Annotated in this window: 10 protein-coding genes; 4 read left to right on the plus strand and 6 right to left on the minus strand. The window is 38.8% G+C overall.

The genetic code is table 11. The annotated features are described in order from the left end of the window. Nucleotides 1-117: 117 nt before the first annotated feature. Nucleotides 118-6480, minus strand: coding sequence for an alpha-2-macroglobulin (locus QZ738_RS14850; protein ID WP_293788521.1), 6363 nt, complete (start codon nt 6478-6480; stop codon nt 118-120). A gap of 163 nt (nt 6481-6643) precedes the next feature. On the opposite strand from QZ738_RS14850, the gene ribH reads away from it, so the two are divergent. From ribH to ytxJ, 3 genes are all read left to right on the plus strand, one after another. Next, nucleotides 6644-7135 carry a 6,7-dimethyl-8-ribityllumazine synthase gene (gene ribH / locus QZ738_RS14855; protein ID WP_183767954.1) on the plus strand — a complete coding sequence of 164 codons (492 nt, stop codon included), beginning with the start codon at nt 6644-6646 and terminating at the stop codon, nt 7133-7135. Nucleotides 7136-7246: 111 nt separating this feature from the next. Continuing rightward, nucleotides 7247-7369, plus strand: coding sequence for a hypothetical protein (locus QZ738_RS14860; protein WP_262503181.1), 123 nt, complete (start codon nt 7247-7249; stop codon nt 7367-7369). A gap of 89 nt (nt 7370-7458) precedes the next feature. Then, on the plus strand, nt 7459-7791 hold the full coding sequence (gene ytxJ, locus QZ738_RS14865) for a bacillithiol system redox-active protein YtxJ (RefSeq protein WP_293788522.1): 333 nt from the start codon (nt 7459-7461) through the stop codon (nt 7789-7791). Between the two features lie 560 nt (nt 7792-8351). Here the strand turns inward: ytxJ and QZ738_RS14870 are convergent. The 3 genes from QZ738_RS14870 to msrA form a co-directional block, all read right to left on the minus strand. Beyond that, nucleotides 8352-9869 (minus strand): malate:quinone oxidoreductase, encoded by a 1518-nt coding sequence (locus QZ738_RS14870; RefSeq protein WP_293788523.1) that lies wholly within the window; start codon nt 9867-9869, stop codon nt 8352-8354. A 222-nt stretch (nt 9870-10091) separates the two neighbouring features. Next, nucleotides 10092-10448: a VOC family protein gene (locus QZ738_RS14875; RefSeq protein WP_293788524.1), complete on the minus strand. Its 357-nt coding sequence runs from the start codon at nt 10446-10448 to the stop codon at nt 10092-10094. 143 nt (nt 10449-10591) lie between these two features. Further along, nucleotides 10592-11191, minus strand: a complete 600-nt coding sequence (msrA, locus tag QZ738_RS14880; protein WP_293788525.1) for a peptide-methionine (S)-S-oxide reductase MsrA — start codon at nt 11189-11191, stop codon at nt 10592-10594. A gap of 268 nt (nt 11192-11459) precedes the next feature. On the opposite strand from msrA, the gene QZ738_RS14885 reads away from it, so the two are divergent. Then, nucleotides 11460-12422 carry a 2-oxoglutarate and iron-dependent oxygenase domain-containing protein gene (locus QZ738_RS14885; protein ID WP_293788526.1) on the plus strand — a complete coding sequence of 321 codons (963 nt, stop codon included), beginning with the start codon at nt 11460-11462 and terminating at the stop codon, nt 12420-12422. Nucleotides 12423-12656: 234 nt separating this feature from the next. Here the strand turns inward: QZ738_RS14885 and QZ738_RS14890 are convergent, their stop codons facing one another. Together QZ738_RS14890 and QZ738_RS14895 are read right to left on the minus strand one after the other, a co-directional pair. Then, nucleotides 12657-14474 carry a serine hydrolase gene (locus tag QZ738_RS14890; protein ID WP_293788527.1) on the minus strand — a complete coding sequence of 606 codons (1818 nt, stop codon included), beginning with the start codon at nt 14472-14474 and terminating at the stop codon, nt 12657-12659. Beyond that, nucleotides 14461-16095, minus strand: coding sequence for an amidohydrolase (locus tag QZ738_RS14895; protein WP_293788528.1), 1635 nt, complete (start codon nt 16093-16095; stop codon nt 14461-14463). The genes QZ738_RS14890 and QZ738_RS14895 overlap by 14 nt, the downstream gene beginning before the upstream one ends. Nucleotides 16096-16350 lie beyond the last annotated feature (255 nt).

Raw genomic sequence — 16350 nt, forward strand, 5'->3', positions numbered from 1 at the left:
TTTGAAGCGTATAGCGGGACATCCGTAACCCAAGTACGCCGAACCCTGCTTTTCCAAAAAAAATGACCGCATAAATGATCTGAGTAATATAAGGTCTACATCGGTTTTGCAAATCAATTATTTTACACTTACTCTAATTCCCGCCGAATGCGTAGTAAATTCTGGCGCATACATGCATTGTAAACTAGTAATCCCATTCGAAAAATTGCCTGCATGGGTAACCCTCAACGGATATTCAAATACATAGGTTCCTTTTGGCATATAACTGATGAAGAAATTGGTTGATGCATCTTTTGCACTCTCATAGTACCCTAAACCATCCTGATATTTATAGCTGGAGATTACATTTACCGGCTCGAATCCTGATGAACGCATATCCTTCAGATGGATGTATTCCATATCCCGGTCGCAGTAAATTTCGATGCGCACCTTTAACAAATCACCAGGCATTAAAACATTTGTGGTAGTTAACGGCGTCAGGATATCACCTTTGGCACTGGCTTTTTGAATGAACAATTGCTTTTTGATTTTAACACCTGTGCTGGCGGATGTGATTTTATCCAATTGCTCAAAATATTGCCAGTACAATGCCCCCCAGGCGGTGGTCTGGTTGTTGTTTTTAACCTCTACCCTTCCCATTTCGGGTGTTACATCCTGACCTGCAATGGTCACTTTTTGATAACCGGTTCCCGCTTCTTTTGTAGCGTGAGCTTGTTGAAGCGCCGCTAATTTCCGGCCACCAATGGTAATTTCCGGTTCATTGTTTTCGGTTAATAAATCTGTACCTTTCATTAATAGCGCATAACAGGCCGCAACAGTTGCTTTGGTTGTTTTCCAATCGTTAGTTTGTTTATTTTTGAGCAGCCAGATTTTCATTTCTTCTACAGCCCTGGTATCGTTGGCTATTTCATCAAAAGCTTCAATCAATAACGATTGGGTTTCGATCGGACTTTGGTACCACCACCAGCCCGCTTTATTGGCAGCCCAGTACATACCCATTTCGTCATTTTGTTGTGCGGTTTGCCGTAATAGTGCAATGATTTTTTTGGCTTCTACCTGATTGCCGTTTCGGTTTAAAACCAAAGCTGTCTGTGCCAGCTGGTATTGATCAAAGGTTTTCCATTCGGAAATCAATTTTTTGAGGTAAAAGTTTTTAGCTTTTGTAAAATCAGTGCTTGTATTTTTATGTTCGGTATAACTTCTCGCAAATAGATAGTGTAGTGGCAAGTAAGCAAAACGTTTGTCTTTCAGCTCTTTTTTATAATCGTTGATAAATTTTTGATCTAAATAGATAATGGCCTTGTTAAGTATGGCATTGAAATTTGGATATGCTTTTTCATCGATCATTTTCATTTTTTTCAACTGGCCCATACCTAAAACAATGTGCTGGGTAATGTATTGATCTTCCTGCATTCCATTAAACCATGGAAAAGCGCCATTGTTAAACTGCATTTTTTCCAGCTTTTCGAAATTGTTTCTTAATTCATAGGTCATTCTGTTTAAGTCGAAAAGTGTAGCCAAACGTTTTTTACGCTCTGTTTCATTATCAGCATGGCGTACCCAAGGTGTTTCTTCCAATAAAATCGATTTCAATTCCTGGTTTTTCTCCAGATTGGACAACAACGCTTCGCCGTTATTGGTATTTTTCCATTGCTCGAAAACCGTTTTAATTTTTGGAGATGAATTGATGATTCCCGTTGCAAAACTATTGGCGTAAAAGCGGCTAAAGGTTTGCTCGGCACACTCGTATGGATACTCCATGAGGTAAGGTAAGGCCTGCACCGCATACCACACCGGATTGGAAGTAAATTCGAAAGTTAAACCTTGGTTGCGTAAAGTTTTTGAGGCTCCTGACTGCTCCAGTTTCTCAAAATCGAAAGTTTTAGTGGCATAACCGCGAACATTTATGGGCATACTTTCGGTAACCAACATGGCATTTGCCAAAACCGGAATGGTATTTTCTTCACCATCGCTAAATTTGCCACTTTGGGCCAAAACCTTATAAGTAATGGCATTAATGCCCGAAGGGATAATCAATGTCCACTTTATAACGGAATTTCCCTCATTATCCACTTCGAAAGTTTTCTCAGCTTTATCATTTGCCTCAAAAATTTGGACCTGTTTTCCGGTCAAAGCATCTGTAAGTGCTAAACTGGCATTGCCCGCAAGTTTTTTACCAGCTAAGTTATTCAGCTTGGCACTTAATAAAATGGTGTCACCTTCCCTAAAAAAGCGAGGTGCATTTATGGCAACGGCCAGTTGTTTTTGCGTAACCAGTTCGTTCGTGATCGTTGCCGTTTTTAAATCTTTGGTATGTGCAAAACCCATCATTTTATAACGGGTTAAACTCTGCGGTATGGTAAACTCAATTTTGATTTCACCTTTGTTGTCCGTTAACAATTGCGGATAAAAAAAAGCAAGTTCGTTGAAATTAGTACGAGCTGCAATATTTGGTTTTTGATATTTGAGCGCCTCTACTTCTTTACGCAATGTAGGGGCCTTAAGTTTATCATTTAATTCTTCTCCTGAAGGCGCACTCTTTAATCTTTCAACTGTAGGTGGCTCAGTACTTAATCCCGCAGCTTTGCCTTGCAAAGTCGACATTCCTCTAATCTGAATAACCGAACTGGTCATACTTTTCTTTTTCTGCGTGCCAAAGCCTACAACCGTTATTTCATTTAAAGCTGTCCCATCTTCTTTTAAGGTTGCATCAATCCGTTTTTTATTGCCTATTTTTATCAAATGGCGTTTAAATCCGATATAAGAAAAATTAAGTGTTTCACCTGCTTTAGCATCAATAGTATAAATTCCAAAAACATTGGTGGTGGTTACCTTTTTACCTGCACTAACCTGTACGCCTGGAAGTATTTCACCCCGCTGATCAAAAACCGCTCCATAGATTAATTTACCATTTTCTAAACCTGCGAGCTTTTTAACCGCCTCTGGTGATAATCCTTTCCGTGTAGCCCTATGTAAATTACTGATGTAGTTGTGGTAACCAAAATTGTATCCGCCATAATAGTTATAACCAAACAGGTTCAGGTTTTCATAGTGTCTGGTAATTAAGCTATATTTTTTTTTCTGTCTTAAAAACCATAGGTAGCCTGGGTAGGCTACATTGTTTACACTGAAATTCCAGTTATAAAAACCATAATTAAAGCTGGTTTGCAGATTTGTGTTCCAGTCCATTGGCCTAAGTTCGTCTAAACTTGCATCGTAGAGTGTGGCCAACATTTCGGCCATTTGTTTTTCTCCTTTATTATTACTGATCTGCAGCTTCCAACTTTCCTTTTCACCTGGCTGTAATTTATCTCTGAAGGTTAAAAAACGGATATTTAGTTCTTTCTGTGGATCTACAATTTTAACCTGTTGCATGGAGTTGTAAACGGTACCCTGATGTACCATGGTAAACTGTACGGCAAAACCATCTTCATCATTTACGTTTGGTTGTATTTTAACAATGGTCTGTTTTGGCGATAAATTGATCCAAACTTTTTCGGCTATACTATCACGATAGTAAACTTCGTAATATGCTTTGCTGTTTTCTGTCAGCCCCGCTAAACGGAATACAGCGCTTTCATTTGGTTTGACCACCGTAATTTCTGGTGTAATCCATTCGATGTTAGATTGTATTACCGCAGGTGACTTGTGATAAATTACCAGGTATTTATCTACTTTAATGGTATCATTTTGCCCATTAACAGCTGTTAAACTAATTTTATAATAACCTGGCTTCAAGTCTTTCTGACTGAAATTTAAATTTCCCCGCCCATTTTTAGCATTCAGGTGCTGTTTAAATTCAACCGATTTTACCGGCCATTTAGCTACCTCAAGTTCATTGTCATAATCATCATTAGGAAAGTTTTTAATAAAATCTTCCTTACTCATGGCATAGCTTTCGGCATAAAACGGGCTTTTGTTCATCAACCTGGATGGTGCCTGCAATAAGCTCCATTCAGCTTTAACATCAGCCGTGATGGCCTCATTATTTAAATTGTTAACCGAAAAAGAGATGCTATCTACCTTGTTGCTCAAATACACAACTTGCGCTGCGCTGACGTTAAGCATAATATCTTTCTTTCCTACCGTGAGGTTGATTGTCTTCGAACGGGTTTCTCCATTCAAATCCGTTACATCAGCTACAATTTCGTAAACATAGTTTTTACCGCTATCCTCAGCCTTTGCAAAAAAAATAATCTCAAATTTACCGGCTGCTTTCGTATTGGTTTTACCAGTAGCGATCTGCTTTCTGTCCGCATGTATCCTCGAACCAAACCCATTACCGGTTTGCCCGTAAATAAGCCTTTGATCATACACCAGGTTTCTGAAAATTTTATAAGTTACCTTCGCGTTGCTTACCGAATAGCCCGAAAATGAACTTGCTCTACCCTCAACTTTGATACTATCGTTCAATTTATAATGTTTGTTGGGTTTATCAAAAACCACTTCAAAAGTAGGCCGCTTATATTCTTCTACCTGTACAGCAATACGGCCATAATCGGTTTCAATTTCCATCCGGCCGTTCAATATCCCCATTGGGACGGTAAATGAACCTTGGAATGTGCCGTAGTCGTTACTCATTAATTTTGTTGAGGTAATTTCTTTCCCATTGGCATCATTAAAAGAAATATCAACAGCTTTATTAATGGCAATTTTATTTTTTCCATTCAGGATTTTTAAACACAATCCTTTATAATAAACCGTTTGTCCGGGGCGGTAAATGGGCCTATCCGTAAAAAGAATAACCCGTTCTTCATCTTCATCTTCCCTATAGCTATTATAATTGTTGATATTTAATTTCAGTTCATCTTTAGCGAACGTAACTACCGCGTAAGAAATATTTCTGTCTGTTTCATAGGTGCTGGCATAACCTTTATCATCAGTTGTAACTAAAGCGCCATCAATAAACTTCCGGGTATTATAATCATATCGTCGTTGCTGAATCTTTACGTTTTTCAATGGCGCACCATTATTCAGTTGGCTGACAAAATATTCGTGTTTTTCGATATTACGCCTATTGATCACCGCCATGGCCGTAACCTTGAAATTGATGTTGCTGTAAACGGTATCATTCTGTTTACGGTTGATGGACTGCACAATTAATGTATAATCACCAAATGGCAATCCCTCCATTTTATCTACTAAACTGTGGGTTTGATAATCGTTGGTACTGCGAACAGCTATGGCCCATTGCCTAAAGGATTTATTCTTTTTCAAAAAAGCTAAGAAACTAGCCTTGTTGTTAAACTGTTCATTGTTATTTTTGAATTCGGGCGAACGATACAGCCTCAGCTGTACACTATCAATGTTTTTATATGATAAATGTAATTGGCTTGGTCGATCCGGCTGTACAAATTCTTTTACCTGAACCGATAAACTACTGCTTTCAATATCTTCAATTAAATTTCGGGCATTCTCTGCCCCAATGCTGTTTGGAAAGGCATTTATTGCTTTTTCGGCCAAAGCAACTGCCGTAATCAGGTTTTGCTTATTGGTATCAACAGGTAGTTGTGCATTTTTATGTAAAACGGCCTGCTCATAAATAATATCAGTAAAAACTTCGCTTTGAATACTTTGCTCAGCTAACTTGCTTAAAGCATTATCATACAATTCCTGACTATCGCTGGCAAAATACTGTTTTACAAATTTTAACCGTTTTAAATCCACATCTGCCAATGCTGAAGAATTGCCGCTGTTCTGATGGAATATGATCAGTTTTTTAAAAAGCTGCAAAGCCTGCGTTTTAAACGAGGTACTGTCAACAGGCAATGGCATGTTTAAGAATATTTGTCTGCTTCCAAACCAATCAACATTACTCATGTCAATCAGTTCATCATCATATTGGGTGAGTCTTAACTGTGTATTGCTAAAAACATCAAGGGCACGGTGCGCCAACAGATCGTATAAAGTAGGCCTAAAGCTTCTGTATGTTTTATCGCCAGCCAAAACCGCATCTAAAGTATCTACTTTAGTTTGTTGTAAAAGTTGGCTTTCTTTTAAGGATAGTAGGTAATATTTTACCGTTTCATCATTCAGTTTTTTTATGTTCCAGGTTTTAATGTCATTACCAATATCACCCTGTACCTGTGTACGCTGATTAATCTGCCAACGGTTCTGTTGCAGGTAGTTCCAATAGGTTTCGGCTAGAAGGGATTGTAAAATGCTTTTTTCAGGCTGTTCAGCATTACCTATGTCTTTACGCAAACCGATCAAAATTTTATCAAAGGCATTTTCTTCCAGATAACTTTGAAACATCATCCGGTAAATAACCGATTTAATGAGCAAAGGCATATTGCGCGTTTGGCTGGCCTGCCCATATATTTTTTCAACTAAAGCAAGCGCGTCTTTTGGTTTGGCCTGGTTGGCCATTGAATCTACCCTGTAGAAATCCATCAGCGTATATTGATGCTGCGCAGAAACATCTAAGGACAACAAAAAGGTAAAGAGAAGTAAAGTTGAGATACGTAATAATATGTTCATAAGATGAATTGCGTTTTAATATAGATGGGCAAAACTCCAAAATTCCATAATCAGCTAAAATTTTAGCTGATTATGATGCTAATCTAACGATAACCAGATTAAATTTTGCAAGCCGCAAACATTAACGTTTTTAACATTCGATGCATAACATTATCTTTGTCCTATGTCAACACAATTAAAAAATCTATCTGATTTCTCTCACACTACAGTTCCTAGTGGCGCAAACTATAAATTCGGGATTATTGTAGCCGAGTGGAATGCCGAAATTACAGGCGCATTGTACAATGGTGCATTAAAAACCCTGTTAGCCAATGGCGTTGCCGAAGAAAATATAATTTCTTTACCCGTACCGGGGAGCTTCGAATTAACAGGTGGTGCAGAAATTTTATTGAGCAAAAGAAATGATATAGATGCTGTAATCTGTTTGGGTTGCGTCATCCAGGGAGACACTAAACATTTCGATTTTATTTGCGATGCGGTAGCACAAGGGATCACCAATGTTGGCATTAAATATAGTAAACCGGTTATCTTTGGGGTTTTAACTACCAATAACTTGGAGCAAGCCCAAGACCGTGCAGGTGGCAAACATGGTAATAAAGGCGATGAAGCTGCAATTACGGCGATTAAAATGGCTGATTTTTCTGCGCAAATTTAAACTTGCGTTTTAATAATTATTTGTACCTTAGTCGTTTAAATTATCGGATCAAATGAAACCATCATAACTGGTTTTTGATCGCTTCATTACCCTTGAAACAAACTTAAAAAGATGAAAAAAGTAGCCATTTTATTATTGGCGGTGTTTTGCACCATTACCATTTTAGAATCTTGTTCTTCTAAACTTTGTCCGGCTTATGGATCTTATCCTGAAGGAAGACGCAGAAGAAACTAACCGAACTCATTCCTAATTTTCATTTTCAGGTTGTTTGCAGAACTTTATTTAACTGCAATTGTTATTCTGTAAATCATATCATTAATATCATGAATTGGGTTAACTTAACTTCAATGGAACAGCTTGACGAGATCAAGAATGCAAGCGGTTTTAGTCTTATTTTTAAACACAGCACGCGTTGCTCCATTAGCTTAATGGCTAAAAAGAATTTCGAATTTGACTGGGATGTTATTCCATCAGAAACAAAACTTTATTTTTTGGATTTAATCAGCTATCGTGATATATCTAACCAGATTGCAGAAGTATTTCAGGTAGCACATCAATCGCCTCAGATTTTATTGATAAAAAATGGTGATTGTGTACTGGAAGCATCGCATAGTGATATTTCTGCCGAAGAAGTTGCAGAAGTAATCGCAGCTTAACAATAAAAAAATTCAGACAAAGGGTATTCAAGAAATTGGATGCCCTTTTTTTATGGTTGTTTCTGTTAGAAAAGCAATTTTCGATCTGTTATCCGCTGCAGTAGGTCTATTTCTATAAATTATGCGAAAGAAATGCTCCTATGGAACGAAAAAACCTCTTCTCTTATAGGTTACCTAAAACACGTCCCCACGGAACGATAATCCTGATCATGATCATTACATCTAACGTCCCGGCGGGACGATTCCTGGGTAGCACAAATAATTTATTATTTGTGCCGTTCCGCAGGAACGTTTCGTAAAACAATAATCAATATTGATCAAACGGTGAATAATGCCTTGAATCCTAACCTATCCCTGGAGTTCTGAAAGGCTCTACGGATTATAGGAAAAAAAAAAAGTCTCCGAATCGTTATTATCTACGGAGTTACAGACTCAATCCGATCATCTAGTCCGTGGAGAGGCTACGCTTAACTCTACCGACAGATATGGACGTATATGGCTGACAACAAAAAAGGTCCCGGTTTATACCGGGACCTAAATAATATTTTGATTATTATAGCTTAAGCTATTATTACGTTTTCAATTTTCAACACTTTCGATGTTCTCGTTCTGGTTTCTTTACACAATTCAGGATCCTGAGCAAGTAATTTTCCGTAAGTAGGAATCATCTCTTTAATTTTTGCCTGCCATTCATCAGTTGCCAAATCATCAGCAAAACAACGGTTTAACAAGTCGAGCATAATAGACACCGCTGTTGAAGCTCCTGGAGATGCACCCAGCAAGGCCGCAATAGAGCCGTCGGCAGCACTAACCACCTCTGTCCCAAACTCTAAAATCCCACCTTTTTTCTCATCCTTTTTGATCACTTGAACACGTTGCCCTGCATATTCCAGTTCCCAATCTTTCAATTCGGCAGTTGGCAGATATTCTTTTAAAGCCTCCAGCCTATCTTCCGGCGACTGCCGAACCTGCTCAATTAAATATTTTGTTAAATCGAGGTTATGTAAACCGGCCGAAATCATTGGCCGGATATTGTTAAATTTTATTGATTTTGGTAAGTCTAAAAACGATCCGTTTTTAAGAAATTTAGTCGAGAAACCTGCATAAGGTCCAAATAACAAAGCCTGCTTACCATTAATCATACGGGTATCCAGATGCGGTACCGACATTGGTGGTGCGCCAACGGCAGCTTTACCGTAAACTTTGGCATGGTGTTTTTTAATAATTTCATCATTGGTGCATTTTAACCATTGTCCGCTAACCGGGAAACCGCCAAACCCTTTTCCTTCCGGGATATCTGATTTTTCTAACAATGGTAATGATCCGCCACCCGCACCGATAAATACAAATTTGGCCACACGTTTGCGTTTGTCTCCGCTTTCTAAATCTTTAACCTTTACAATCCAGTTGCCATCTTTATTCTTTTTAAGGTCACGAATTTCGTGATTGAAATACAGATTAACATTGCTTTCATCCTTTAAGTGATTAAACATATCTCGGGTTAACGTACCGAAGTTAACATCAGTACCCAAATCCATCTTGGTTGCCGCAATTTTTTCACCTTTTTTACGGCCATCCATGATTAATGGCGCCCAGTTTTTTACAAGCTCAGCATCTTCTGTATATTGCATGTCGCTAAACAGACCGCATTGAGTTAAGGCATCGTACCGCTTTTTAAGATATTCTACATTCTTTTTACCCCAAACAAAACTCATGTGTGGAATATTGCGGATAAAATTGCCAGGATCGGAAACCAATCCCTTACTTACTAAATATGACCAGAATTGCTTGGAAACCTCAAAATGCTCTGCAATTTGAACCGCTTTTTTTATTTCGATAGAGCCATCTTTCTTTTCAGGCGTGTAATTTAATTCACAAAAAGCCGAATGTCCTGTACCAGCATTATTCCATGCATCAGAACTTTCTGCTGCCGCAATATCTAAACGCTCGTAAATTTCTATGCTTAAATTCGGCTCTAACTGTTTTAATAAAACACCCAGGGTTGCACTCATGATGCCCGCCCCTATCAAAATTACATCAGCATCAGTTTTGCCAACTGTCTTTTTCTTTTTTGTCATCTTAGCTTAAAGGAGTTACAAATTTAGAATGATTTTAAACATAGTACGAATTTCGAGACATTAAATCTCTAAAAAATTGCGGAAAAATTAGAAATATTTCCAGTTCCCTACAGATTAGTAATCAAATTTTAATCCAAAAAACAGTTTGATAAATTAAAAACAAAAAATGGCCTCTGCCGCTCTTCAAAAGCTGGCGATTAAAACTGTCAATCAAATCGGTAATCAGACGGTAAGGTGGCTTAGAATATTGACCAGCTTACCAAATGGATCTCTGGTGTAAAACCGCCTTACGCCCCATGGCTCATCAACCGGGCCATATTCTACAGGAAACCCTGCCGCTCTCACCTTTTCCAGTACCCCGTCAACATTTTCAACTTCTATCGACAAATCTGGGGTTGGCGTGCCTGCTCCCCCTTGCGAAGCGAAACTGATCTGTACATCCATCTTTTCACCTATCGCACCGTAAGTTGCAATCCAGCCATGGTCCATGATTAGATCAAGTCCCAAAATATCTTTGTAGAAACCGACTGCAGCGTTAATTTCCGGAGTGTCGATATTTAGCACAATTCTTTTTACCATAGGAAAACTTTCGATCAGTTAGCCACGTTGAGCCTGTAGAAGGACCTGCCTTAACTCAGGGTAATATTTCAACTTCTTTTCCCAAATTTATTGAGGCTCAACGTGGCGAAAATTCAATGTAAATGAAAGAGCACATCTCCAGATTAGTTTTTAAGCTTGGCCTTAAATACTTTTTCAAGTTTCTGTATTTTTGGAAGGATGACCAACCTGCAATACGGCTCGCTCCCGTTTTTGTTAAAATAATTCTGGTGGTAGTTTTCAGCGACGTAAAAAGGCTTTGCGGCCTCTATAGCGGTAACGACCTTTTTGCCATAAACATTGGTTTTGTTTAACTCCGCTTTGTATTTTTCAGCTAAGGCCTTTTGCTCTGCCGAATGATAAAAAATTACGGAACGATATTGTGTGCCGCTGTCTGCACCCTGGCGGTTTAGCGTAGTTGGATCGTGGCTTTTCCAAAAAACTTCCAATAACTCATCGTAAGAGATCACCATTGGGTTGTAAGTAATTTCCAAAACCTCGGCATGCCCGGTAGCCCCGGTACACACTTCTTCATAAGTTGGATTGCTCAACGTACCACCTTCATAACCCGATTTTACGGATACTACACCTTTTAATCTTTGAAATATGGCCTCGGTACACCAAAAACAGCCCATACCAAATGTGGCTTTTTCCGTCTTTTTCCCTTGTGCATTTACCTGACCTACCGAAAATACAGCAAGCAGGATTAACATTATTTTTCTCATGTGTGTTTTATTTTTTAATTTAAAATAATTCCTCAACGCTAAATGGAAATGAACTATTTATATCTAAGTATACGCAAAATAAAAGCCTGTAGTTTGCATTCGATTTATAATGGGTTTTGTATGACAATCGCAACGATTTGTTGGCTTTTGCTGTTAATGTTAATAACTTAACCCATTGATCAATAAATTTTTAAAGAGACATCTCTTCTGCAAAATACACTTATCAACAATTCTTTCTAAATTCGTATAACATTAAAATTAAAAAATTATGTCAACACCGTATATTCCTTGTCTGGACTTAGGTTCTTACATCAATGGTTCTGAAGAAGAACGTAAAAAGTTTTCTGATGAACTGGGCAGGGCTTTTAACGATTCTGGGTTTGTTACTATTACCAACCATGGTTTAAGTCAGGAATTGATTGATAAACTCTACGAAAACATTAAAGCTGCCTTTTCCTTACCCATTGAAATCAAAAGGAAATACGAAAAACCGGAATTGGCAGGCCAGCGTGGCTATACCAGTGCAGGTAAAGAAACGGCTAAAGGTGCCAAAACGCCTGACTTAAAAGAATTCTGGCAGATTGGCCAGGACGTTACGGATGGTGATCCGGTTAAAAACGAATATCCCGACAATGAAATTTTAGAAGAGTTACCTGAATTTAATAAGGTAACCGGAGAAATCTATAAAAAACTGGAAGAAAACGGAACGCATTTATTGCGTGCCATTGCTACTTATTTAGCATTGCCGATCAATTATTTCGATAAACACGTCCATAATGGAAATTCTATCTTGAGAGGGATCCATTACTTCCCGATCGAAAATCCGGAAACTATCCCCGACGATGCCGTACGCGCAGGCGCACATGAAGACATCAATCTGATCACTTTGTTAATTGGTGCCAGTGCCGATGGCCTTGAGGTATTAACACGGAGCAATGAATGGTTACCGATTAAAGCTCATCATACCGATATTGTAGTAAATGTTGGCGATATGTTACAGCGTTTAACCAATAACAAATTAAAATCAACAACGCATCGGGTAGTAAACCCACCCCGTGAATTGATGAAAACTTCACGTTACTCTGTTCCTTTCTTCCTACATCCGCGCAGCGATATGGATTTAACCAGTTTACCATCAACCATTGATGCCGAACACCCTAAAGCCTATAGTGATATGACGGCTGGCGAATATCTGGATGAAAGATTAAGGGAAATTGGATTGAAGAAATAGTTTGCAGTTGGGAGTTCTTGGCCTTGAGTCTCCAGCGAATTTTATAATAAAGATTAAAAGCACCGGCTGAAGCTGGTGCTTTTTTGGTTTATGTTAAGGTAAGCATGGACATTGGTATATCCAGGCATTTAAACGATTATGGCTGACCAGTGAATTATTTAAATTTAAGAGTTGTCAACTTTATAGCAAACTGATTATTAAAGTTGACAACTCTGAGTAGTTGAATACCAGGCTTTATTTCTTCGATTCATCAATGGCTTTATTGATTACATCCTGAATTCTACCCCTAATTTTTAAATTGGAAAGTTTATCGGTAACCGTTGGATTTACACGGTTAGATAAAAAGACATAAACCAAACCGCGTGATGGATCTACCCAAACGCAAGTTCCGGTATATCCGGTATGGCCATAAGTTTGAGGTGAAGCCAGATCAGAAGGATAATGTTTGGTGCTATCCGGGTCCCAACGGTCGAAACCCAGGCCCCTTCGGCTTACATTCGATTGTTTGGACGTAAAAAGATCTACCGTTGCATTTTTAAAATAGGTTTCTCCACCGTAGCTACCCCGGTTTAACAGCATCTGGTAAATAATGGCAAGGTCGTTTGCGCTTGCAAATAAACCCGCGTGACCTGAAACGCCTCCTGCCAAAGCTGCCCCCTGATCGTGCACATAACCTACGAGTAAAGTTTTCCTGAAATATTTATCGTCTTCCGTTGGAATAATCTGCTCTGGTTTAAAACGGTTACGCGGTAAAAAGCCAGCCGTTTGCATCCCTAGTGGCTTATAAAAATTTTCGTAAGTATACTGATTTAAAGGCTCTTCGCTAATATGCTCTACAATATCTTTCATCACATACATACTGATATCGCTGTATACATATTTGCCACGTGTTTTAATAGGCGAATTAAGCATCTTAGGCCACATAAAATCTTTAAAAAAACCTTTTTTGATATAATAGTTATCAGCTACTTTGGTTGGATAGGCTGCAGATGAATCTCTACTATAATCGCCTGTTTTCACGTAATCATGAAAAGGAATGTAAGGGATAAAACCCGCCTGGTGCAACATCACCTCGCGTACCTGAATATTATTCATTGGGGTAGTGCGTGCTTTTGGAATATAAGCGCCGATATTAGTATCCAGCTTCAGTTTCCCTTCTTCAAATAAACGCATCACCGCTGGTGTAGTTGCCGTTATTTTGGTTACTGATGCGAGATCAAAAATATCGGTTACCTTATCTGGCATACTGGTATCGTAGGTATGCGTACCATAAGCCTTATTAAAGATCACTTTACCATCTTTCGCTACCAAAACCACTAATCCGGGAGTTGCCTTCTGTGCGATAGCTTCGGCAGCAATAGCATCAATCTCCTTTAAATTGTTCGAATTTAAACCGGCATCTTCAGGCACAGTATACTTTAGGCGCGTAGCTGTTGTAGTGAAACCAGAACCCCTTGTATAACGGGCAGAATAAGCAGTAGTTAACTTATTTGAAGCGGCCATACCTCCAAAAATATACTGCGGTACAATAGCCGCAGCATCAGCATTATTTTGACTGGTCCATATAATCGGCGATTTTAACAGATCGAATGATTTTAAGCCAGGCCCGTTACCGAAAAACGAAACAATCACCTGCTTATTTTTGCTGATGCTGTTAATAAAGTTAATATATCTGGCTTTAGTTACCTGCTGATCATCAATAGCAATCAAAATCGTATTGAAATATTTAAGATCATCTTCTAAATCATCTAAATTCAAGCTGTCTTGATAAGAACTCGCAGAAAATGAGGTGATTTTATCGTATTTGTTGGCCAAACTATCAAAAACAGCACTATAGGCAAAGCCAAGGCTAACCGAAGCAATATTTTTTTTCTCCAATGCTTTTAGCGGAATGATCCCATCCTGATTGTTCAACAACACGGTTGTGTTGGCAATTGCATTGGCAATAGCCAGTTTTTTTTCATTTGCGGTATGATCCTGTGCGCAGGCAGTTAAACATAAAATATTGCAGCAGAATACTACGGCCAGGATATACACTCTATTTCGCTTCATATACTTTTTCTCCGTTCAGATAGGTTTTTAAAACTTTGGTTTTTAATATGTTTTGTGGTGTTGATTTCAAAATATCTTGATCGAGCATAACAAAATCGGCTAATTTACCTTTCTCCAGACTACCCTTTTCATTTTCTTCGAAATTGGCTTTTGCTGCCCATATCGTCATTCCGCGCAAAGCCTCTTCAGGTGTCAGGGCATTTTCTACCTGGAAACCTCCTTTTGGAAAACCTTTCGCATCTGCCCTCACCGTTGCTGCATAAAACGTTAATAATGGATTAATGTTTTCTACAGGGAAATCGGTACCCAAGGGAATCCAACCGTTTTGTTTGAGTAATTGTTTGTAAGCATAAGCACTTTTTAACCTTTCGCCACCGAGGCGCTGTTTAGCCCAATACATATCGGAAGTGGCATGCGTAGGCTGAACGGAAGGAATGATACTGGCTTTGCCAAACAGGCCGAAATCTTTTGCATTAACTACCTGAGCATGTTCAATCCGCCAGCGCTCATCATTCTTGCCTTTTAATATTTTGTTGTAGATATTGAGGACTACCCGATTGGCCGAATCACCAATGGCATGTGTACACATTTGAAAATGATTGGCAGCAATTTTTGCAGCTACCTCTTCAAAATGTTTTTGACTGCTCAACAGAAAGCCTGTTTTATCTGGCATATCGCTGTAATGTTGCAGCAAACATGCACCCCGAGAGCCTAAAGCACCGTCGGCATATATCTTAAAAGCACGAACATTTAGCCGGTCGGTTTTAATCGGACCACGGTTGAAAAGATAAGTATAATTATCAGGCTCATCTGAAAGCATTACATAAAGCCTCATTTTCAGTTTATTCGATTGCTGCAGTTTTTCAATAAATTCAACCGTCAGGTAACTTAATCCACAATCGTCAATGGTAGTTAAGCCGGCAGCAAAACAGTTTTGCTGTGCATCCATAAATATCTTTTCCGCCAGTTTAGCATCGGGTGAGGGAATTTTACGTTCTACCAAGGCTACAGCATTATCGATCAAAACGCCGGTGAGTTTTCCATTTCGGGTGAGCATATCACCTCCTACCAACTTTTGCTCACCCTTAATACCGGCATCATCCAATGCTTTTTGGTTAGCAATGGCGGCGTGTCCGTCAATCCGGTTTAAAAATACCGGTCTACCCGGAAAAAGTGCTGTCAACTTTTCATTTGTAGGAAATGCTTTATCTTCCCAATCGTTTTGGTCCCAGCCATTGCCAATTAACCAGCCATCAGGATGTGTTTTGGCAAACTCCGCTAAACGGGTAAGCACTTCATCCCACGATTTTGTTTCCCGTAAATCGGCAGTTTGCAAACTTTGTCCATAACCATAAAAATGCGCATGCGCATCTATAAAACCCGGATAAACGGCTTTGCCCTCCGCATTGATTTCTTCTTTGGCTGTATATTTTCCTTTTATCTCATCACTTTTACCCAATTCGAGTATCTTTCCATTTTTCACTGCGAAGGCTTCAACCGTATCAAACTTATTATTAACAGTATAAACTGTTGCATTGTAAACAATCAAGTCAACCGCTTCTTTTTTGGAGCAGGAAGCAAACAGCAATACCAGAAAAAGACTATATAAGATGGATTTCATTCCGATAAAGATAAAAAAATGAAAGCATTTGGATCTGTAAATTCGGTTTTACAGAAATTAGTTTTTTTGCCACAGATGCATACGGATCAACACAGATTTTACTTAATCCTCGTCTTAGCGTCTCAATCCTGGGGCTGACTAAAAAGGTACAATGCTAATCTAGTCAGCTTTTTTTTCTATGGCTATAGAATACCTCACCGAACTTATTTTGTTGGCTAACTTTTGATCGACCTTACATGAAATTGGGATTAAAAG

Origin of the sequence: uncultured Pedobacter sp. (genome assembly GCF_913776295.1) — a bacterium.
Classification (GTDB): domain Bacteria; phylum Bacteroidota; class Bacteroidia; order Sphingobacteriales; family Sphingobacteriaceae; genus Pedobacter.